This window comes from Plantactinospora sp. B24E8 (assembly GCF_039871735.1).
Lineage (GTDB): Bacteria > Actinomycetota > Actinomycetes > Mycobacteriales > Micromonosporaceae > Plantactinospora.
Window position 1 is genome coordinate 99,511 of record NZ_JBDPMH010000011.1, and the last position, 20,715, is coordinate 120,225.

A 20,715-nucleotide genomic window follows, 5' to 3' on the forward strand; every position below is an offset into this window, starting at 1 on the left:
AGATGACTCCCTAACGGCCCACCGGGCGAGCCCGACCGCCCGGGCCCGCACCCGGCGCGACCGGCGTCGACACCGGCGGAACGGTGCACCACCCACCGGCCCGCCCGACGACAACTCGTGGTGAAGGATTGATCGAATGCCCTATGTCCTCGGCGTCGACATCGGCAGCACCACCACGACTGCCGCTGTCATCCGCCCCCGGGGCTCGACCTGGGAGCAGCCCGAGGCGGTCCGGCTCGCCCCGACCGGCCACCCGGTGCCGTCCGTCCTGCTGATGGCGACGAACCGGTCGATCACCGTCGCCGACCCCGACGACTACGAGCACCCCGTCGACGGCGGCTGGATCGCCCGGAACTTCGTACCCCGGATCGGCGACGACGTGCCACTGCTCTTCGGTGGCGAGGCGTGTACGGCCCAGGCGCTCACCGCGATGCTGGCGATGTGGGTGGTCGAACGGGTCATCGAACGGGAGGGCGAACGCCCCGAGTGGATGGTGCTCAGCCACCCGGCCGGCTGGGGCGCGTACCGCCGGCACCTGCTCCAGGAGGCGCTCTGGGAGGTCGGGCTCGCCGACGTCACCCTCGTACCGGGGCCGGTGGCCGCCGCCGCGAACCACGCCGGGTACGGGCTCGCCGGGCGGACGCTCGCGGTGCACACCCTCGGCGGCAACACCTTCGAACCGGCCGTGGTCGACCGGGTCCAGCCGCTCGGTTTCGAACTGCGCGGCGTACACCCCGAACCGGAACACCTCGGCGGCGCCGACCTCGACGACGCGCTGGTCGAACAGATCCGCACCGCACTGGGCCGGGAACTGTCCGACCTCACCGACCCACTGGTCCGGTCGGCGCTGCGCGGGCTGCACCGGGAGTGCCGCCGGGCCAAGGTGGACCTGACCGACGTGGGCAGCACCGAGATCTCCGTACGGCTGCCCCGGCGGGACCTCCGGATGACGGTCACCCGCGGCGAGTTCGAGGAGCTGATTCGGCCCGCCCTGACGCTGACCGTCGACGAACTGGCCCGGACGGTCCGCTCCCGCGGCCCGCGCCCGGAAGAGGTCGACGCCGTCCTGCTGGTCGGTGGCTCGGCCCGGATCCCGCTGCTGCGCGAACTGCTCGCCGCCCGGTTCCCGGTGCCGGTCGAGACCGCACCCGACCCGCAGCTCACGGTCGCGCTCGGCGCGGCACTGGCCGGCAGCCAGATCCTGGACCGGCAGCGGGGCAACCGACCCCCACCACGGCCACCGGTGATGCGGCCGCCCCGCCCCGGGTACGGTCCGGGCGAGGTCGTGCCGCGCCAACGGGACCGGTCCACGGCGGCGGAACCCGCCCGCCGGCCCCCCGGTTCCGGCGCCGACGGGCGCGAACACCTGCCACCCCGCCCCCCGATCCGGATCACCCCACTGGAGTTGCCGATGCGTGCCCTTTCCCGCCTCACGGCCGGTCGCGGGTGAGCGCGCCGCCGATGCTCCGTACCGACACCGGATCCCCGCTCGTCCTCGACGAGCAGACCGAGGCGTTCCTGGCCCGGGTCGACGCCGACCCCCGGACGCCGCTCAGTGCCGCAGTACAGGGCGCCGGCGGCCACGGCAAGTCGGCCGTCCTGTCCCGGCTGCGGCGCAGCTACCAGCAGGCCGGCATGGTGGTGCTCGACCACTGGCGGGAGCTGGCCGACCCGGCCGATCCCGGTCACGCGCTCCTGGTCGACGACGCCCACCTGCTCGACGCCGGCGCGCTCGGCGAACTGTGCCGGCTGGCCGAGTCCGGCCAGACCCGCCTGGTGGTCGCGTTCCGTCCCTGGCCCCGCCCGACCGGTCTGGTGGAGCTGGTGGAACTCCTGCACCGGGGCGGGCCGCCGGTCCTGCTCGGCCCCTTCTCCGAGCAGCGGACCGCCGCCTACCTCGGCCGGATCCACGGCGGCGCGGCGGCGCCGACCACCGCCCGGCTGGTGCACGAGCAGACCGGCGGCGTACCCCGGTTCGTCGAGTGGCTGGCCCGGGCGCTGCGTCCGGCCGCCCCCGGCCCGGACCGGGCGGAGGCCCGACCCGGCCGGCCGGCCGTCGACGGCGGCCGGTCCGGCGGTGGCCGGCCCCGGACCGGTGCCGACGGGCCGGAGCCGGCGCCCTCGCCGGGATCCCGCCCGACCGGGCCCGGGCTGGAGATTCCCCGGTCGGTGCTGCTGCAGTTCGTCCCCGAACTGGAGAGCCTCGACCTTGAGGTACGGCGCCTGCTGCTGGCCCTGGCGGCCGGCGCCGGTGTCCCCACCGACCTGCTCGGCGCCCTGCTCTCCCGGCAACCGGAGGAGTTGGACGCGCCGCTCGCCGCGGCCCGCGCCAGCGGGCTGCTCGGCCCGGACGACCGGCTGACCCCGATCGTCCGGCGCGCCATCGCCACGCTGAGCCCGGCGAGCCAGCGGGCCGTGGTGTGGCAGCACCTGGCGGAGCTGCAGCTGCAGCGGGGCGGCCGGGTGCTGCCACTGGTCCGCTCGATGATCGACAGTGGGATCGGCGGCAGTTGCCCGGCCGGGCTGGCGGAGGCCGCCGGTGACGAGGCGTTGGCCGAGGACCCGCCGCTCGCCGCCCGGCTCTTCGCCGTCGCCGAGGCGGCCGGCCGACCGACCGCGGCCCGCCGGGCGATGGCGGCGGCGCTCGCCGGCGACCTCGACTCCGCGCTGCGGCTGGCCGACCGGTTGATCGCCGACGCCGAGTCGCCGTACCGGGCGGAGGGGGCGGCGGTGGCCGCCACCGCGCTGGTGCACCGGGGGCATCCCGACCGTGCCGTCGAGCTCTACCGCTGGGCGGGCACCCCGGCCTCGATGGCCTTCGCCGCCATCGGCGCGGTCGGCACCGGTCAGGCCGGCCCGCTCGACCGGCTGCTCGACGACCCGCCGACCGACGGCCCACCGACCCTGCTCGCCAGCGCCGCACTGCTGATGGCCCGGGGGCTGCGGGAGACCCTCTCCGGCCCACCGACCGCCGCGCTCTCCACCCTCGTGCAGGCGTCCGCGCTGCTGGAGCCGGCCGGCCGCGCCGTGCTGTTGCCGGAGAGCCCGGCGGCCCTGGCCGCGCTGGTCGCGATCCACTCCGGCGAGCTGGACATCGGTGAGCGGACGTTGGACCGTGCGGTCGCCGCCGGTCTCGGCGCGACGCTGACCGCCCGCCGGCACCGGCTGCTGCAGACCTGGCTGCTGATGGTGCGCGGCCGGACCGCCGACGCCGGGCCCCGGCTGGCGGCGGCGACCGCCGGCGGCACCCCGCTGGAATCCCGTGACCTGCTCTTCGCCACCGCGCTCGAGCTCGGCATCGCCCGGCGCAACAGTGACCTGCCCGGCCTGCAGCGCGGCTGGGTGCGGGCCCGGGAGGCGGTGGTCCGGCATCCGGTGGACCTGTTCACCCTGCTGCCGCTCGGCGAGTTCGCCATCGCCGCGGCCCGACTCGGCGAACTGGACCGGTTGGCGCCGTACCTCGACGAGGCCCGTACCCTGCTGACCCGACTCGGCGACCCGCCGATGTGGACACTGCCACTGCACTGGAGCAGCCTGCACGCGGCGATCATGACCGACCGGCCGACGGTCGCCGACGCCCACGTCGCCGCCCTCACCGCGACCGCCGGCCACAGCCCGTACGCCGCCGTACTGGCCGCCGCCGGGCAGAGTTGGGTGGAGGTGCTGCGCGGCGAGGTCGACCCGGTACGGGTGGAGAACGCCGCCCGGGGCCTGCACGGGATCGGCCTGTGCTGGGACGGCGCCCGGCTGGCCGGGCAGGCCGCGATCCGTACCTCGGACCGCCGGGCGATGACCACGCTGCTCGACTGTGCCCGGATGCTGCAGGGCCGGCCGACCGGGGTGAAGGGAACTGCCCGGCCGGCCGCCACCGGTACCCCACCGGTCGCCGACCCGGTCACCGCACCGACGGAGGGACGACTCAGTGAACGGGAACGGGAGGTCGCCGAACTGGTGCTCGGTGGCCTGACCTACAAGCAGATCGGTGACCGCCTCTTCATCTCGGCGAAGACGGTGGAGCACCACGTGGCCCGGATGCGTCAGCGGCTGAACTGCGCGAACCGCAGCGAACTGCTGGCCCGGCTGCGCACCATCACCGAGGAACGGTCCGGCGGCCAGCCGACCGGTTCCGCCTGGTCAGGCCAGCGGGTGGCGCGATGATGGCGGCGCTGCGGCGGGGTCTCGGCGACCTCGGCCGGGTGGGCCGGCGACTGACCCGGACCGCACCGGTCGCCAGACCCGTTACCGACCCGGACGCCACGCCACCACCGACCGGCGGCAACCGGCCCGCACCACCGACCGGCGGCAACCGGCCCGCATCCCCAGCCGGTGGCGACTCGGCGGGTGACCCGGTCGGGACGGGTCGGCCGGACCGGACCGAGGGGACCGCGTCGCCGGTCACCGCCGAGCGACTCCGCCGGTTCACCGCCGCCGTACTCGTCGTGCTCGTCCTGCTCTGGGGATACGGGGCCTTCCTGGCCACCCGGGACGCGATGGACCTGCTCGCGCTCCGTACCCTCGCCGGACGACTCGGACAGCCGACCGAGACGCTCCTGCTCGACCTGCAGGCGGAGCGCCGGCTGACCGTGGTCGAACTGGCCGCGCCCGGCCGGCACCGGGACGCGCTGGCCGCACAACGGTCCCGCACCGACAACACGATCGGGAAACTGCGCCGGTTCGTCCAGGACGGCGACCTCCGGCTGCTGACCGCGGGCGCGGCCCGGGACCGGGCCGCCGAACTGGTCCGGCAACTGGAGACGGTCAGGCCACTGCGGGAGGACATCGACCGGGGCGGCGTCGACCGGGCCACCGTCGCGGCGTCGTACGCCGGCCTCATCGACGCCGGCTTCGCCGTGTACGGCGCACAGTGGACGAGTCGACACCTGGAGCTGACCGAACAGACCCGGCCGCTCGTGGCACTGGCGCGGTCGATCGAGCTGCTGGCCCGGGAGGACACCCTGGTCGCCGGCGCCCTCGCGGCGAACCTGCTGACCGCGACCGAACACGCCCAGTTCGCCGAGCTGGTCGTCGTCCAACGGTTCGCAAGGGGCGAGGCGGTGGCGGGGCTCTCCGCCACCGAACGGGCCAGCTACGAACGGATGACCACCGGACCGGTCCTCACCCGGCTCCGGGTCGTCGAGGAGCAGCTGCTGACCGGTGGCCGGGCCGGCACCACCCCGGAGGCGGGCACCGGGCGGCCGCCGGTCGGGGCCGCGGAGTGGCAGGCGGCGGTCGAACCCGCCCTGGCCGAACTACGCGGCCTGGTCAGCGCCGGCGTCCGGCACAGCGTCGAACAGGCCGCGCCCGGCGCCGCCGGTGTGGTGGTCCAGGTCGGCCTGGTCGGCGGCCTCGGTCTCGTCCTGGTGGTCGGTACCGTCGTCCTCGCCTTCCGGGCCGCCCGGCGGCTCGTCGACGACCTCGACCGGCTCGGCACCGAACACACGGCGCTGCGTACCTCCCGGGACGAACTGGCGTCCCGGGTGGCGGTGCAGGCGGAGCGGGCCGGCCGGCTCGCCGCCCAGGCCGCCCAGCTGTCGACCCAGCGCCGGCAGCTCGCCGCCCAACGGGAACAACTGGTGGCGCAGACCGTACGCCGGCAGGCGCAGACGGACCGCGCGACGGAACGGACCGCGCAGGTCGCGGCGCGGTTGGCGGCATACCAGCGGGCCCGGGAGGTCTTCGTCCGGCTGACCCGGGAGAACCAGACCCTGCTGCACCGGCAGATCGGCCTGCTCGACACGCTGGAGCGACGGGAGACCGACACCGAGGCGCTGGCCGAACTGTTCCGCCTCGACCACCTCGCCACCCGGATCCGCCGCAACGTCGAACAGCTGATCAGCTTCTCCGGCGGCACCCCCGGCCGACGCTGGCGGCGTCCGGTGCCCCTGATCGACGTCGTCCGCGGCGCGGTGGCCGAGGTCTCCGACTACGCCCGCGTCCTGGTGGCGCCGAACTGGTCCGGAGAGGTCGCCGGACGAGCCCTGCCCGACCTGATCCACCTGCTCGCCGAGGTGGTCGAGACGGCCCTCGCCAGCTCACCACCGACCACCACGGTCCGGATCGCCGGCGAACGCCGCGGCGGTGCGGAGGCGATCGTGGTCAGCGACGACGGCGTGGGCCGGGGACCCGCCGAACTCGCCACCCTCAACACACTGATCCGGGACACCCCGACGGACTCGCCGCTGCACGGCATGACCGGCCTGTACGTCGTCGGTCGGCTGGCCCGCCGGCACGGCATCACGGTCGAACTGGCCGCCGGTCCCCGGGGCGGCACGGCCACCACCGTGCTGATACCGGCTACCCTGCTGGTCCGGACCGCCGACCTCGATCCGACGGATCCGCCAGCCGACCCGGACCGTGCCAACGCCGGGTCCGACCGGCCGGATCCGCCGGAAGGGACCGGCGACACGGTGATCCCGGCCGACACCGGCGTCGGCCACCCCGGGGATCCGACCCGCCCAGGAGACGGGCCGGACGCCCTGCCGGTACGGGTCCGCCAGCCCCACCTGGGCCCCTCGGCGGGCGTGCCCACCGGGGCGACCGGCCCGCACCAGAACGGTGCGCCGGCCCGCCCCGCCGAACCCGATTGGTCGATGACGATCGAGCTGCCGGTTACCCTGCCGACGCCCATCGGCGACCAACCCACCAGCAGTGAGAGGACAACAGGTGACTCACGCCCTGGTCACGACGGATAACCTGGTCGAGATCCTCGACGAGTTCGTGGACCGTGTCTCGGCCGCCGAGCATGCCGTGGCACTCTCCCCCGACGGGCTGCTGCTCGCCGTCTCCCGGGGGGTCGACGGTGAACTGGCCGAACAGATGTCCAGCATCGTCGCCGGCCTGCAGGCCCTGGCGACGGCCGCCGCCCGGTACGCCGGCCCCGGCGGGGTACGTCAGGTGATCGTGCAGATGCACGAGGCCTTCCTTTTCGTCACCGCGACCCGGGGCGGCGCCATCCTCGCCGTCCGGTTCACCGGGGACACCGAGGTCGACGCGATGGCGTACGAGGTGGCGGTGGCGGCCGGTCAGGCCAACCTGCACCTGCCCACCTTTCCGGTGCCGGCCGATGACCTGACCGGGGGGTGACCCGCGGTGCGCACCGGTACCGACGGCCGCACCGACGACGCCTGGTACGACCAGGACGCCGGGCCGGTGGTACGGCCGTACGCGATGACGCGGGGACGTACCCAGCCGGTCCGGGGGGAGTTCGACCTCATCTCCCTGGTGGTGGCACGCGGTCCGGCACCGGAGGGGGCGGACCTCACCCCGGAGCAGACCGCCATCCTCGGCCACTGCCAGCGGCCGCTCTCGGTGGCCGAGATAGCCGCCGCGCTGGACCTTCCGGTGGGGACGGTCCGGGTGCTGCTCGGCGACCTGCTGGAGGTGGGGCTGATCGACACCCACGCGCCGCCGCTGCTGGACGCGCCCTCGGAGGAACTGCTGGAGGCGGTGCTCGCCGGGCTGCGGGCGCTGTGAGTCCCGGAACCGAGGGGTGCGGCCGGTCCGGTGCCGTCACCCGCGCAGTGGAGGGAAGGTAAGTGCAAGAGGTGGAACAACGTCCGTCACGTACCCTGCCGGTCGTCGTACTCGACCTGCTGTTGACCGGGGTGGCGGCCGTCCGGGGGCTGGCACGTCGCACGGTCCGGCTTCCGGCGGGCCGGCGCGGTGACCGGGCTCTCGCCGTCGTGATCGTCGCCGCCGCACTGGCCGTGGTCACCGGCACCGGATTCGTCGTCGCCGCCCTGTTGCGGGCACCGGACCAGCTCGCCCCGCTGGGGGTGGCCGCCCCACCGAGCCCCACTCCGGAGGCCGGGGGCGACGACGGGCGGACTCCGGGCGAGGCGAGCGGCACTCCGCCGGCCTCCTCACCGCTGCCCCCGCCGCCGAGCCGTGCCCCGAACCCGCCCGCCGACACCGACGCCGACCCCGGACCGCCCCCACCCCCGCCGGCCGCGCTGCTCGGCAGCTACACGACGGAGGACGTCACGCTGCTGCACTACACCGCCTCGGTGACGATCACGAACCCGGGCCGGAGTGCCGCCGGCGACTGGACGCTGGTGCTGACCCTGCCCCGGCAGACCCAGTCGATCGGCCTGGTCGACGGTGCGAAGGTGAGCCGGGACGGGGCGACCTGGACGTTCGTACCGGACCAGGAGACGCGTCGGGTCCCGGCCGGCGGTTCGGTGCGGGTGCGGTTCCGGGTGGACGGAGCGGTGCTCGACGCGGCGCCGACCGGCTGTGCGGTCAACGGCCGCCCCTGTGCGCAGCCGTCGAAGCCGGCCGACCGCTGAGCGTCGACTGCCGACCCCCCGGTTGTCCGACGTGACCCGGTCTGACGTGACCTGGTCTGACGTGACCTGGTCTGACGTGACCCGGCCGGCCCGGTGGTAACCGGGCCGGCCGGACCGGTCAGAGCGGGTTGCAGAGGTTGACCCGTTCCAGCACCGCCGCCTGAGCCCGGACCGCGGCGGCCGACGAGGCCGGGTTGACCCGGACCGCCTCGGCGGCGGCGACCACCTCCGCGAAGGTGCCGTCGTCGGCATGTAGGTCACAGTCGGTGTCCACCGGGTCGTCCAGCTCGAACGGGCCGTGTGCGAAGTTCAACCAGACCGCGAGCAGGTCCCGGTCGAACCGCTGCTGCGCGGTCGGCAGCAGCCGCAGCGCGAGCACGTTCCGGGCCCGTTCGATCGTCGACGCGTCGGTCACCTCGCCGAAGACCGCGCTCATGTGCCCGGCGATGTCCAGGTAGCACTCCAGGATGTCGTCCGGCAGGTGCTCCGGCGGCAACGAGGTCACCAGGAACTCCAGGTACCAGATCGTCGGCAGTTTCTTCAGCAGCCCGTTGTCCTGGACGACCACGGTCACCGAGTCGGTGTCCGTACCGCCGTCGTCGTCGGTGGCCGCCAGCCCGACCTGGTAGACACACGCCCGGTCGTAGCTGACCCCGGTGGTGTCGGTGATGTCCCGGGGCTGCACGCTCGGACTCAACGGCGGGTCCGGATTCGGCGGGTTGACCAGCGACGTGGTCGTCCGGTCCGGGGTCGGGGCACCGTCGCCGAAGTCCCAGGAGACGGTGAGGTCGTCGCTGCCGGGGTCGGTGACCCGGGCGGAGAGTGCCACCTCGTCGTCGGCATGGGTCACGATCGTGCTGCCCCCGGGGGTGTCGACGGCCCGCGACCGGTCGATCCCGGCGTCCGGGGCGACGTTGGTGATGGTCACCTCGGTGTCGCCGCAGGTGGTGGTGTCGTCGTCGCTGCCGCAGACGGTCACCGTGAAGGTGCCGTTGTCGCCGTACACGTGGCTGGTGTCGAAGGTCAGGGTGGCGTTCGGCGGATTGTTCTCGACCGGGCCGGTGAGCGGGCCGCTGGTCCCGTCGCCCCAGTCGATGGTCGCGGTGAGCGGATCCAGCCAGCCGGGGTCGCTGACCGTGCCGCTGGCGGTGACCGCCGCTCCCTCGGACCGGGGGCCGCCGACCGTCGCGGTCACCTGCGGCGGCGCGTTCGTGATGGTCACCGTGGCCTGGTCGGTGGCGGTGCCGCCGGGGCCGGTCACCCGCAGCCGTACGGTGACCACACCGTCCCGACCGACCAGGCCGAACGTCGGATTGGTGCCGCTGGCGTCGTCGAAGGCGCCGTCGCCGTCGAAGTCCCAGGCGTACGCGGTGGCGTTGGTGCCGCTGCCGGCGAGCGTCACCGGTGTCCCCTCGACGGTCTGGTAGGGACCGCCGGCGTCGGCGGTCGGCGGGTCCGGGATCGCCGGGTCGGCCGCGGCGAGCAGGTCGATCCGGGGTGTGGTGACGTTGCCGCCGCCGCTGGCGTACGTCACCGGCACCCCGGTGTCCCGCAGTGCGGTGAGGAGCTGTGCCGGCGTCTGCCCGGGCAGGGCCGCCGCGAGTACGGCGTACGCCCCGGTGACGTGCGGAGCCGCCATCGAGGTGCCGTCGAAGTTCGCCCAGGTGTTGTCCGGCACCGAGGAGTCGATGCCGACCCCGGGGGCGAACAGGTCGAGCAGCGTACCCCGGTTGCTGAACCCGGCCACCGCGTCGCCGTCGGTGGTCGCGCCGACGGTGACCGCGGTCGAGATGCAGGCCGGGGCGCCGACGGCGGCACCGTGCCCGTCGTTGCCGGCGGAGACCACGCTGGTGATGCCGAGCGCCAGCAGGTCGTCGATCGCCTCCTTGCGGGCGTCGTCGTCGCAGGCGGCGGCCTCCTCGCCGCCACCGAGGCTCATGTTCACCGCCGCGATGTCGTGCCCGCCGCTGATGTCCGCGATCCGCTCCAGGGCCTCGATCTGGTCGGAGACGTAGCTCAGCACGCACGGGACCGGGTTGTCACCGCAGTCGTCGGCGTTGTCGAACCGGGTGAAGACCTGGACGGCGATGATCTCGGCGCCCGGCGCCACCCCGTCGCCCGGCGCGCCGGGGACCCCGGCGGCGGCGCCGGCGGCGATTCCGGCCACGTGACTGCCGTGGTCGCAGAGATTCGTCGTACCGTCCACACAGGTCGCCGTTGTCGCGTCCGCCGCACCGGCACCGGTCTGGCTGGTGCCGCCGTTCGGGCAGAGCGTCTGCTCGCCGTCACCGTCGCTGGAGTAGCAGGCCTCGTCGACCAGCCGGCCGGCGAAGAACGGGTGGTCGCGGTCGATGCCGGTGTCCAGGATCGCCACCGTCTGGCCGGTGCCGACGTGCCCGAAGTCGTGTACGTCGTCGGCGTTGATGACCTGCAGACTCGACGCCAGCGTCGGTGGTTGCGCCACGTCCGGTTGGATCCGCAGCACCTCCGGGGCGGCGGCCAGCCGTTGCAGGGCCGGGGTGCCGACCTCGAGCGCCAACAGTGGATAGCGGTGGAAACGGGTCAGGGTCCGGAACTCCGAGCGGGCGTTCCGCAGGCTGTTGAGCACCGTCGCCTGGTCGCTCTGCTGGCGTAGCCGGACGACGACCCGCTGCGGCCCCTCCGCCTCGGCCCGGGCGACGAGGCCGCGGATCTCACGGTCCCGCCGTGCCGGGTCGATCGCGGGACCGCTGCCCGCACCGGAGGCGGCCTGATCGCCGGGGGCGGCCTGATCACCGGAGCCGGCCTGATCACCGAGGCCGGCCCGATCGCCGGGGGCGGTCAGCGTCGCCGCCCGAACCGGGGCCGGGACGAGGGTGAGTGTCGCCACCACGGTCGCGGCGGCGAGCAGGGCGCGGAACAGGCATCTCTTCTTCACCGTGCGCTCCTGGTCGGGGGAAGGGCATCGTGCCCCGGGGGACGGGGGTCAGGCCCAGCGGGTCAGTCGGTGGTGGAATCCGGTCTGTCCGGCTGGATGTGCACCACAAGCGGCGAGCCGATCAGGTGCCGGAGGGCCGGCTCGTCGACCGTGAGGGCGAGCTGGGGCAGGCGTTCGTACCGGGTCAGCACCTCGACCTGGTACGGCGCCAGTTCGGCGAGCAGCCGCCGCTGGACGTCGGCGATCCGGTCCCGCTGACGTCGTACGGCGGCGGGATCGGGCAACTCGGCTTCGGGTACGTGCGCGACGGCGACGGTGACCACCAGCCGTACCACGCCGCGGCCGGCTCGCAGGGCATCGAACAGTGCCCGGTCGGCGTGGGACGCCCGGGGCGAGGCGCCCGGGGTGGGTGGCGGGTCGGGTGGACCGGTCGGCGGTGTCACCACCGACGAGGTCGGCGGGGCGGAGGGGGCTGGGAGGACGGTCGGGGGGCCGGACGACTCGACGCAGGCCGCGGCGACCAGCACGAAGCCGATCGCCGCCATGGTGGATCCGACGGGTCGTACGGTCACGCCGCGCTCCCTCCCCCGGGACAGCGGGGAGAAGTTAGCGCGGCGAACGGGTTGCTTCCTATTCAAATGTCCTTGATCAGTCAGACCCGGTCAGCTCCGGACAGGATGTCCAGAGGTGTCAGGAAGGGGTCCTGCCCACCGCCGGCTGCCGCCAACTCGGTGGGCAGGACCCCTTCCACACAGGTCAGCGGTGGCGGACCTCGCCGGCCTTCTGCTGGGCCTGTCCCCGCAGGTCCTGGGCGGACGAGCGGGCCTGGTCGCGCATGCCGCCCGCCTCCTGACCGGCCTTCGACCGCACCGACTGCGCCGCCTGCTGCGCCGGCTCCCGCAGGTTCTCCTGCGCCTGCCGGGCGACGCCGGTCGCCTGCTGCTTGATCTGGTCGATCTGGTCGGAGTGTTCGGAGATCTTGTTCCGCAGCTGGCCCGCCACCCGGCGCTCCGGCGAGGTGGGCGGCAGCAGGGCGGAGGCGAGTACGCCGAGCCCGAACGCGACCAGCCCGGCCGCGAGCGGGTGCCCCTCGGTCTGCTGCCGGGCGCTCTGCCCCATCTGGTGCATCCGGTCACCCGCCATCGAGGAGGCGGCCGACAGCCGGGCCTGGGAGGTCTCCCGGGCGTGCTGCACACCTTCCCGGGCATGCTGGGCGCCGCCCACCACACTGTCCCGGGTCTGCTGGGCGCCGCCCACGACGCTGTCCCGGGCGTGCTGGCCGGAGCCCGTCATCCGGTCCCGGGTGTGCTGGCCGGTGCCCATCACCCGGTCGCGGATGCGCTGCCAGGTGCCCTGGGCCCGGCCCTGGACCTGCTCCTTCTGCCGTCGCGCAACGCTTCGCGGGTTCATCCGGTCGGTCAGGGCGTTCACGTTGTCGCCGAGGTCGTCCTGGGTACGCTCGATCTCGGCCCGGATCTGACTCGGATCGGTGCTCATCGTTGTCCCCCCGATTGACGATGGGTCTGGCCACGGACGGCGGCCGGGGTCCGCCGCACGGACTCGGCCGTCTGCGGCAGGGTGCTCAGCTTTCTCGTCTGTTTCCGGGCGACCGAGAGCAGGACCACGGCGATCAGCGCCCAGGCCCCGGCCACGACCAGCGCCGCGAGGCCCTGGTCCATCACGTTCGCCAGCCCCCACCACGCGGCGTACGACAGGAACAGCAGCACCATCAGTCCGCCCAGGGCGGCGCCACCGAACATCCCGGCGACCGTGGCGGCGGTCCGCGCCTCCTGGCGCAGCTCCACCTTGGCCAGTTGGATTTCCTGCCGGACCAGGGTCGACGTGTCACGGGTGATCGAGGTGAGCAGTTCGCCGACCGAGGCCTGCGAGGTGTCCCGCTCCCGGAACGGGGTCCGTAACGGGTCCGGCTCCCGGTACGCGGTCTGGGTCGCCGTGTCCCGGTCCCGTCCGGCGCCCTGGCCGTCCGAGGAACTCATCGTGCCTCCCGGGCCCGGCCGTCGCCGCTCGGCTGTTCGTGTCGCCGGCGTTCCATCTCGCCCAACATCCGCTGTGACGGGTCGGAGAGCTGCCCGCGCATGCCGTCCGGGTGGCCGCCTGCCTGCTGCTCTCCACCCTGGCCGGACATGCCACCGCGGCTGCGGGTGAGCCGGCCGGCGAGGATCCCCGCGACCGCCGCCCCGGCGAGGAAGAGTCCGGGTCTGCGGCGGGCGTAGTCCCGTACGTCGTTCAGGACGGTGCCCGGTTCACGCTGGTCCAGCCACTGTGCCGCCTGCTGTACCCGGTCGGAGGCGTGGCGTACCAGGTCCGTCGCGACGCCCGGTTGGTCGGTCCGGTCGGACATCATCCGCAGCTGTTCCCCCAGCTGACGCAGCCCGTCGGCGGCCCGCTGCTGCTGCGCCCCGGCCTGCTCCCTGAGTTGGGCGGACGCCTGACCCATCAGGTTCTGCGCCTGCCGGCTGGCCTCCCCGGCGACGTCCCTGCCCCGGTCAGCCGCGCTGTGTGCCAGCCCACCGCCCGCCTGGGAGATCCGCTGACCAGCCTCGGTCGCGCCCTGTCGGGCGGCCTGGGTCGTCGACCCGAGGCCGTCGCCGGTCGCGCCGGCACTCGCTCTCTGCGTCATGACAGGCCCCTCAGCTCTACCACCATGGTCGACGGAACCGCCGACGACGCTGGCTACCCGGGGCGTCGGCAGTTATACCCACCGTGGCGGCGACCGGCCGGTGGGGAAGCCGCCGCCCGTCGGACAGGTCGTTTCCCGGCGCTCGCCGCCGGGCACCAACAGGACAGCGACGTCGCGCTTCGACGTCAGGACGACTGGAGGACACCATGGGCATGACGGACAAGATTCGACACAAGGTGGAGGAAGTCGCCGGCCTGGCCAAGGAGAAGGTCGGGGACGCGACCGACAACGAGCGGCTCCAGGCGGAGGGCGCCACCGAGCAGACCGAGGCGAACGTCAAGCAGGCCGGCGACCACGTCGGTGACGCCGCCCGGGACGCCCGCGACGCGTTCGGCCGGCACTGATCCGGTCACGGATCGGCGGTCAACTCCGCCGGGGTGGGCGGCCCGACGTCGGGCCGCCCACCCCGTTGTCGTGAACGGACCGCCACCGGCCGGTAGGCGCGGTTCGTCGACTTACGGCGCGCTGGATTTCCCTCCACCGCCGAGTAAGGATAGCCTAACCGCGATATAGGCGAGCCTTACCTTAGTGCGGAACGAGGAACGACAGATGCGTCGATTCGCAACCGGCCGAGGGGCGGTCTCCCGACTCGCGGTGGGCCTGACCGGAATGGCCATGGCCGTCGGAGCGTCGGACAGGCCGAACCTGGACCTGATCGCCTCGCTGCGTCCGGACCTGATCGCCTCGACGACCGTCCGGCACGACAGGCTGTACGACAAGCTCGCCGCGCTCGCCCCGACCGTCCTCGTCGTCGCCACCGGTCCGACCTGGAAGGAGAACGTCACGCTGCTCGGCCGGGCCCTCGGTGCGGAGATCCGGGCCGCCCAGGAACTCACCCGCTACGAGGCCCGGGCGAAGCAGCTCGGCGACGAGATCAACACCAGGGCCGACAACCCGACGATCTCGGTGGTCCGGTTCGGCGACGGGAACACCCACCTGATGACAGGGGCCTCGTTCGTCGGCGTCATCCTGGCCGACACCTTTCGGATCGACCCGGTCACGTAGCGCCGGACGTGCGTCGGGTCGCCGCGGTGCGGCCCCGTCGACGCTCATCCTGACCCTGGTGTCGACGATCGCGTCGACCCGACCGCCGGTGGACGGCTCCGTCGCGCCGGCGTACCCGACGCAGCGGTGACCCGGCCGGAGGAGGCCTGTCCGTGCGGCTCTACCTGACCGCGCTCAACCCGACCGACGCGGTGCTCGACGGCTTCCTGCCGGCCGCCGCCCGGCTCGGCCTTCCGGTGACGGTGTTGACCGACCAGCCGACGAACTGGCCGGACCTGCCCGAGGTCACGCTCACCGGCGCCGACGTACGGGACGTCCGGGCGATCGTGGACGTGGTGCAGTCGGCCGAACCGCCGACCGCGCTGCTGTCCAACAGCGACCACCTGCAGACGCCGACCGCGCTGGCCGCCGACTATCTCGGGTTGCCCGGCAAGGACTGGCGGGCGACGCTGCGGTGCAAGGACAAGCGGCTCACCAGACGTACCCTGGCCGACGCCGGACTGGACACCGTGGCGGCGGTCGCGCTCGGCCCGGACGACGACTCCGACCTGGCGCGGGCCCTGCCGTTCCCGGCGGTGGTCAAGCCCCGGGAGGGGGTGGCGAGCGAGGACGTCTACCTGGTCGCGGACCGGGCCGACCTGCGCCGCCGGGTCACCGAGATCCGGGACCGCCGGCCCCGGCTGCCGCTGCTGGTCGAGGAGTACCTGGCCGGCGACCTGCACACCCTGGAGACGTTCGGCGACGGACGCATCCTGACGGTGCTCGGTGGCTGGCGGACCGAGCTCGGCCCGCCGCCGACCTTCGTCGAGGCGGCGCTCGACTGGGTCCCGGAGCTGCCGCCGTCCGTCGCCGAGCAGGTGCTGGCCCAGCTCGCCGCGCTCGGTGTCGGATTCGGCGCCTGCCACACCGAGTTTGTCGTCGCCGACGGCCGGGCCCGGATCGTCGAGGTCAACTACCGGCTGATCGGCGACCGGATGGACCTGGTCCTTGCCGAACTGCTCGACGTCCCGCTCTTCGAGTACGTCATCCGGGTGCACGCCGGCGAGACCCTGTCGTCGCCGGCCGCGCCGGGACTCCCCCGACCCGACCCACTGCGGGTGGACCGGCACGCCCGGGTCGAGTACGTCTGCGCCGACCGGTCCGGCACCCTGATCGCCGCACCGGACCGGCTGGACGTGGTCACCCCGGACGACGTCCGGCTCGGCATCCGACCACTGCGTCAGCTCGGGGTGAGCGCGCCGCTGAGCCGGACCAACCGCGACTACCTGGCGGTCCTGCACGCGATCGGACCGGACGCCGGGAGCGCCAGCCGCGCGTTACGCGACCTCCGGGCCGCCCACCGCTGGGAGATCACCGGATGACCGTCGGGCGGACGCCGGCCGGGGTGGACGACGCGGAACGGCTGCTCTTCCAGCGGGTGTTGGACGCCCTGCTCCGCGAGGACCACCTCGGACTGTGGCACAACGGCCGGACGGACGGCCCGGGCCAGTGGCTGACCCGTACCCCGGCCGTCCGGTTGCGGATCCCGGTCCGGCCGGACGGCTTCCAGCACCCGCTGCGTTGTGCCGGCCCGGAACTCACGGTGCTGGCGGAGACCGGTGCGCCGCGGCCGGTCCGGACCCTGGACGGGCTGCTCGACCTGCTGGCCCCGACCGACGATCCGGAGGCCGAGGCGGGCTGGGCGGACTTCCGGGCCGAGTGCCGGGCCGACCTCGCCGCGCGGCGGCTCGCCGCCCGGACCGCACCCCGGGTGTACGCAGAGCTGCGCGCCGCCCGGCGTACCGAACCGGACGGGATGGCGGGGGCGTTGTGCGACGACGTCCTGGCCGCCCGGACCGATCATCCGGTGTACCCGACCAGCCGCTGCCGGCACGGGCTCGACGAGCGGGACCTGCTCCGGTACGCCCCCGAGCACGCCCCCACCTTCGTGCTGCGCTGGACCCCGGTGCCGGTCAGCGAGTTGACGGTGACCGGACAATTGCCGGCCTGGTGGCCCGCCGCACCGTCACCGGAGACCGGGCTGCTGCCGGTGCACCCGCTCACCGCCGCCCGGTACGACCTGCCGGTGGTCGACGACGTACCCGACGTACCGGTCCGGCCGACCCTGTCGATGCGAACCGCGGCCCTGGTCGACGACCCGGCGCTCCGGTTGAAGCTGCCGCTGCCGACCGCGACCCTCGGCGCCCGTAACCTGCGGACGATCTCGCCCGGCACCCTGGCCGACGGCGCCGCGCTGCACCGGCTGCTCGACCGGATCGCCGCCGCCGAGCCGGCGTTCGCCGACCGGATCCTGCACGCCGACGAGAGCTGTCACGGGCAGGCCGGGGCCGACGCCCGGCGGGCGTTCCTGCTCCGCCGCTTTCCGGGCGGGCTGGCCGGGTGCCGGGTGGTGCCGGTCTCCGCGCTGGCCGCCGCCGACCCGGACGGCGGTACGGTGGCGCAGCGGGTCGGCGGGCCGGATCCGCGCCCGCTGCTCGACGCGTACCTGGATCTGCTGCTCGACTGGCACGGCTACCTGTGGTTGCGGCACGGGATCGCCCTGGAGGCGCACCAGCAGAACATCCATTGTGTGCTCGACCCGGCCGACCGGGACGGCGCCAGCCTGCGGCTGCTCTACCAGGACAACGACGGGGCCCGGTTGGCGCCGCGTCCCGGGGTGGACCTGGCCGACACCCGGATGTGGATCACGGATCGGGGCGAGTTGGCCGACGTCTTCACCACGATCACCCTGCACCTGGCCGCCACCGCGCCGCTGCGCGACCTCGCCGGGCACGGGGTGCCGGTGCCGTCGCCGGGCGCCGCCCTGCGTCCCCGGCTGGTCAGGGTCCGGGACCGCTGGACCGCCGGCGTCGACACGCCGACCGGGCTCGACGGGTGGGACGTGGCGGCCGCTGCCCGGATGCTCACCGAACGGGTGCTGGACGCCAACCGGCTGCCGGTGAAGGCGATGGTCACCGCCGGCACCCTGCTGCCGAAGAGCCGCACCGGCTGCGCCGACGTCAACAAGTACTACCGGCGTACCGGCCCCAACTATCTGCGGCCGGACCGGTGACCGCCGCGGTGTCCCGGTCCGCCGCCGACCTCGCCAGCGCACACACGCTACTCGGCTGCGTCGCGCGGGAGGTCGCCGGGCCGGACCGGCAGGCGAGCCTCGCCGACGGGTACGCGCTGGTCCGGCTGGCCCGCACCGACGTACTGCTGCGCTGTGCGGTGGCCCGGGTGTCGATGGTCGGCGCCCACCGGTACGTCGGGCCGGTGCAACGGCTCGCCGGCGGCGGCTGGACCGACGTCGACGCCGTCGAGCTATCCGGTCTGGTCGGCGCCGAGCTGACCCGACGGACCGGCCGGGCCAACCCGGAGTTCGCCGGGCAGGTCAGCGCCAGCCGGGACGCGCTCGACCGGGTGCTGCGGCTGCGTCCGGCCGTCGATCCGGAGCCGACCGGCGATCCGGCCGTCGATTCCTACGTGGACTCCGAGCAGTCCCTGGTGTACGGGCACCCCCGGCATCCCACCCCGAAGTGGCGGACCGGGGACGTGGCGGCCTGGAACGCGTACGCCCCCGAACTGCGGACCAGCCTGCGGCTGCGCTGGCTGGCCGTACCTCGGTCACTGCTCGCCGAGGACGGACCGTTCGACACGCTGGTCGAGGTCCTCGACCCGCCGACCGCACCGGGCGGATACGCCGTCCTACCGGTACACCCGTGGCAGTTCGCCCTGGCCGGGCCGCTCGACCCGCGGCTGCGCGACCTCGGCCCCGGCGGTGTCGTGCTGCGGCCGACGGTGAGTGTCCGGACCCTGTACGCGCCGACCGCCGACCTGTTCGTCAAGACCAGCCTGCACGTGCGGATCACCAACTGTCTGCGGAAGAACGCCCGCTACGAGTTGACCGGGGCGGTGGCGTTGACCCGGCTGCTCGCCCGGCTGCCGATGCCGGCCGGGGTTGCGCTGCTGCCCGAGCCGGCATACCGGACGGTGGACGTGCCGGGGCTGGACGAGACGTACGGGGTGATCCTGCGTGGTGGGCTCGGTCCGCACCTGGCTGGTGGCGGTACGCCGGCGGTCGCCGCCGCGCTGGCCGCCGGGCCGCTCGACGTACCCGATCCGGTCGGCTGGTGGGGTCGGTACGTCCGGCTGCTGGTCCCGGCCGTGCTGGAACTGTGGGGTCGGCACGGGGTGGTGCACGAGGCGCACCTGCAGAACGTGGTGGTGGTCCTCGACCGCCACCGGTGGCCGGTCCGGATGCTGCTGCGCGACCTGGAGGGGGTCAAGCTCGACGTCGACCGCCGGGCCGACTGGCTGACCGGGCTGCCGGCGTCCGTGGGCTACCGGCCGGAGCGGGCGTTCCAGCGGGTCGCCTACTGCCTCTTCGTCAACCATCTGGTCGAGCTGGCCGGTGCGCTCGCCGACGCCCACCCCGGGGTCGAGCCGGCGCTCTGGGCGGTGGTCCGCGAGGTGGTCGCCGAGACGTCGGCCGGGCTCGGCGACCCGGCCCCGTTGCGGGCGCTGCTCGCCGGCGAGCCACTGCCGGCGAAGGCGAACCTGCTGCTGCGCTGGCGTCGGGCCGCCGACCGGGAGGCCGACTACCTGCCGTTCCCCAACCCGATCGGAGGACGCTGGTGAACGGGACCGACCGGCCGGCGACCGGCGGCGGTGACACCGGCCCCCGGCCGGTCTACCACTACGACCTCGCCGGGCTGGCCGCGCACGTCGGATGGGTCCGGGCCGCGTTGCCGGCCGGGGTGGAGCTGCTGTACGCGATGAAGGCGAACCCGGATCCGGAGGTGCTGCGTACCCTGGCGCCCCACCTGGCCGGGTTCGAGGTGGCCAGTGGCGGCGAGCTGCGGCACCTGGCCGAGGTGCTGCCGGGGACCGTACCGGCCGCGTTCGGCGGGCCGGGCAAGACCGACGCCGAGCTGGCCGCCGCGCTCGCCACCGGGGTACGCCGGTTCCACGTCGAGTCGGTGACCGAGCTGCACCGGCTCGCCCTGCTCGCCACCGCCCGGGGTGCCGTCGCCGACGTGCTGCTCCGGGTGAACCTGCCGTTCGCCGCCGACGGCGCGGTGCTGGTGATGGGGGGCCGGCCGGGTCCGTTCGGGATGTCGCCGGAGCAGGCGCGGGAGTGTCTCCGCCTCGGTCTGCCCGGGATCCGGGTCCGGGGTGTGCACGCCCACCTCGGCAGCGGGCTCGCCGCGCCGGCCGCCGCCGACCTGGCCCGGGCGGTCGTCGGCTGGGCGGTCGACGAACTCGACGCCGCCGAGGTCAACGTCGGGGGTGGGATGGCGGTCGACTACGCCGATCCGACGGCCCGCTTCGACTGGCCCGGCTACGGCGCCGCCCTCGGCGGGCTGGTCGCCGAGTTCCCGGGCCGGGTGTTGCGGATCGAGCCGGGCCGGGCGTTGACCGTCTACTGCGGCTGGTACGTGACCGAGGTGCTGGACGTGAAACGGTCCGGTGACGAGTGGTTCGTGGTGGTCGCCGGCGGTACGCACCACCTGCGTACCCCGGCGGCGAAGCAGCACTCCCAGCCGTTCCGGGTACGCCCGCGGGAGCGGTGGACGCGGCCGTACCCGCGTCCGGTGACCGGGGCCGGGCCGGTGACCCTGGTCGGGCAGCTCTGCACCCCGAAGGACGTACTGGCCCGGGTGCCGGACGCGGCCGCCCTGCCGGCTCCGGGGCGGATCGCGGTCGGCGACACGATCGTGTTCGGCATGGCCGGGGCGTACGCCTGGAACATCAGCCACCGCGACTTCCTGATGCACGACCCGCCGGAGTTCCGGTACGACCGGCCAACCCACTGACCGCCC

At 74.4% G+C, this 20,715-nt stretch carries 17 protein-coding genes; 12 read left to right on the forward strand and 5 right to left on the reverse strand.

Translation table 11 applies throughout. From position 1 onward, the window contains the following. The first annotated feature begins 136 nt into the window (after positions 1–136). The 6 genes from ABGB21_RS18375 (at position 137) to ABGB21_RS18400 (ending at position 8,288) form a co-directional block, all read left to right on the forward strand. Complete coding sequence (locus ABGB21_RS18375) at positions 137–1,450, forward strand: Hsp70 family protein (protein WP_347653563.1); 1,314 nt, start codon at positions 137–139, stop codon at positions 1,448–1,450. Between the two features lie 11 nt (positions 1,451–1,461). Then, positions 1,462–4,158 (forward strand): helix-turn-helix transcriptional regulator, encoded by a 2,697-nt coding sequence (locus ABGB21_RS18380; RefSeq protein ID WP_347653562.1) that lies wholly within the window; start codon positions 1,462–1,464, stop codon positions 4,156–4,158. After that, the gene (locus tag ABGB21_RS18385) at positions 4,155–6,692 is read left to right on the forward strand and encodes a nitrate- and nitrite sensing domain-containing protein (protein ID WP_347653561.1); all 2,538 of its coding nucleotides are present in this window, start codon (positions 4,155–4,157) and stop codon (positions 6,690–6,692) included. The genes ABGB21_RS18380 and ABGB21_RS18385 overlap by 4 nt, the downstream gene beginning before the upstream one ends. Next, positions 6,664–7,083: a roadblock/LC7 domain-containing protein gene (locus ABGB21_RS18390; protein WP_347653560.1), complete on the forward strand. Its 420-nt coding sequence runs from the start codon at positions 6,664–6,666 to the stop codon at positions 7,081–7,083. The genes ABGB21_RS18385 and ABGB21_RS18390 overlap by 29 nt, the downstream gene beginning before the upstream one ends. A gap of 6 nt (positions 7,084–7,089) precedes the next feature. Beyond that, the gene (locus ABGB21_RS18395; protein ID WP_347653559.1) at positions 7,090–7,473 is read left to right on the forward strand and encodes a DUF742 domain-containing protein; all 384 of its coding nucleotides are present in this window, start codon (positions 7,090–7,092) and stop codon (positions 7,471–7,473) included. Positions 7,474–7,544: 71 nt separating this feature from the next. Continuing rightward, positions 7,545–8,288 (forward strand): cellulose binding domain-containing protein, encoded by a 744-nt coding sequence (locus ABGB21_RS18400; protein WP_347653558.1) that lies wholly within the window; start codon positions 7,545–7,547, stop codon positions 8,286–8,288. 118 nt (positions 8,289–8,406) lie between these two features. On the opposite strand, the gene ABGB21_RS18405 is transcribed toward ABGB21_RS18400, so the two are convergent. From ABGB21_RS18405 to ABGB21_RS18425, 5 genes are all read right to left on the reverse strand, one after another. Beyond that, positions 8,407–11,205, reverse strand: coding sequence for a S8 family serine peptidase (locus tag ABGB21_RS18405; RefSeq protein ID WP_347653557.1), 2,799 nt, complete (start codon positions 11,203–11,205; stop codon positions 8,407–8,409). 62 nt (positions 11,206–11,267) lie between these two features. Continuing rightward, on the reverse strand, positions 11,268–11,777 hold the full coding sequence (locus ABGB21_RS18410; protein WP_347653556.1) for a hypothetical protein: 510 nt from the start codon (positions 11,775–11,777) through the stop codon (positions 11,268–11,270). A gap of 184 nt (positions 11,778–11,961) precedes the next feature. Then, positions 11,962–12,702, reverse strand: a complete 741-nt coding sequence (locus ABGB21_RS18415; RefSeq protein ID WP_347678644.1) for a DUF3618 domain-containing protein — start codon at positions 12,700–12,702, stop codon at positions 11,962–11,964. After that, positions 12,699–13,202: a phage holin family protein gene (locus tag ABGB21_RS18420; RefSeq protein WP_347653554.1), complete on the reverse strand. Its 504-nt coding sequence runs from the start codon at positions 13,200–13,202 to the stop codon at positions 12,699–12,701. The genes ABGB21_RS18415 and ABGB21_RS18420 overlap by 4 nt, the downstream gene beginning before the upstream one ends. Beyond that, positions 13,199–13,846: a hypothetical protein gene (locus ABGB21_RS18425; RefSeq protein WP_347678646.1), complete on the reverse strand. Its 648-nt coding sequence runs from the start codon at positions 13,844–13,846 to the stop codon at positions 13,199–13,201. The genes ABGB21_RS18420 and ABGB21_RS18425 overlap by 4 nt, the downstream gene beginning before the upstream one ends. A gap of 212 nt (positions 13,847–14,058) precedes the next feature. Between ABGB21_RS18425 and ABGB21_RS18430 the strand changes: the two genes are divergently transcribed. The 6 genes from ABGB21_RS18430 to ABGB21_RS18455 all read left to right on the forward strand — a co-directional run bounded on the left by ABGB21_RS18430 (position 14,059) and on the right by ABGB21_RS18455 (position 20,709). Beyond that, a complete protein-coding gene (locus ABGB21_RS18430) occupies positions 14,059–14,250 on the forward strand; it encodes a CsbD family protein (RefSeq protein WP_347653552.1) in 192 nt (63 codons plus the stop codon). Positions 14,251–14,455: 205 nt separating this feature from the next. Then, positions 14,456–14,911 carry an ABC transporter substrate-binding protein gene (locus tag ABGB21_RS18435; RefSeq protein WP_347678648.1) on the forward strand — a complete coding sequence of 152 codons (456 nt, stop codon included), beginning with the start codon at positions 14,456–14,458 and terminating at the stop codon, positions 14,909–14,911. A 152-nt stretch (positions 14,912–15,063) separates the two neighbouring features. Continuing rightward, a complete protein-coding gene (locus tag ABGB21_RS18440; RefSeq protein ID WP_347678650.1) occupies positions 15,064–16,272 on the forward strand; it encodes a siderophore biosynthesis protein in 1,209 nt (402 codons plus the stop codon). Continuing rightward, positions 16,269–17,963 (forward strand): IucA/IucC family protein, encoded by a 1,695-nt coding sequence (locus ABGB21_RS18445; RefSeq protein WP_347678652.1) that lies wholly within the window; start codon positions 16,269–16,271, stop codon positions 17,961–17,963. Before ABGB21_RS18440 ends, ABGB21_RS18445 begins: the two co-directional genes overlap by 4 nt. After that, positions 17,960–19,531 (forward strand): IucA/IucC family protein, encoded by a 1,572-nt coding sequence (locus ABGB21_RS18450; protein ID WP_347678654.1) that lies wholly within the window; start codon positions 17,960–17,962, stop codon positions 19,529–19,531. The genes ABGB21_RS18445 and ABGB21_RS18450 overlap by 4 nt, the downstream gene beginning before the upstream one ends. Next, complete coding sequence (locus tag ABGB21_RS18455) at positions 19,528–20,709, forward strand: type III PLP-dependent enzyme (protein WP_347678656.1); 1,182 nt, start codon at positions 19,528–19,530, stop codon at positions 20,707–20,709. Before ABGB21_RS18450 ends, ABGB21_RS18455 begins: the two co-directional genes overlap by 4 nt. The last annotated feature ends 6 nt before the right edge of the window (positions 20,710–20,715 follow it).

Coding starts and splice junctions, on each gene's coding strand:
- ABGB21_RS18375 (WP_347653563.1), top strand. CDS start 137: ATGCCCTATGTCCTCGGCGTCGACATCGGCAGCACCACCACGACTGCC.
- ABGB21_RS18380 (WP_347653562.1), top strand. CDS start 1,462: ATGCTCCGTACCGACACCGGATCCCCGCTCGTCCTCGACGAGCAGACC.
- ABGB21_RS18385 (WP_347653561.1), top strand. CDS start 4,155: ATGATGGCGGCGCTGCGGCGGGGTCTCGGCGACCTCGGCCGGGTGGGC.
- ABGB21_RS18415 (WP_347678644.1), bottom strand. CDS start 12,702: ATGAGCACCGATCCGAGTCAGATCCGGGCCGAGATCGAGCGTACCCAG.
- ABGB21_RS18420 (WP_347653554.1), bottom strand. CDS start 13,202: ATGAGTTCCTCGGACGGCCAGGGCGCCGGACGGGACCGGGACACGGCG.
- ABGB21_RS18425 (WP_347678646.1), bottom strand. CDS start 13,846: ATGACGCAGAGAGCGAGTGCCGGCGCGACCGGCGACGGCCTCGGGTCG.
- ABGB21_RS18430 (WP_347653552.1), top strand. CDS start 14,059: ATGACGGACAAGATTCGACACAAGGTGGAGGAAGTCGCCGGCCTGGCC.
- ABGB21_RS18435 (WP_347678648.1), top strand. CDS start 14,456: ATGCGTCGATTCGCAACCGGCCGAGGGGCGGTCTCCCGACTCGCGGTG.
- ABGB21_RS18445 (WP_347678652.1), top strand. CDS start 16,269: ATGACCGTCGGGCGGACGCCGGCCGGGGTGGACGACGCGGAACGGCTG.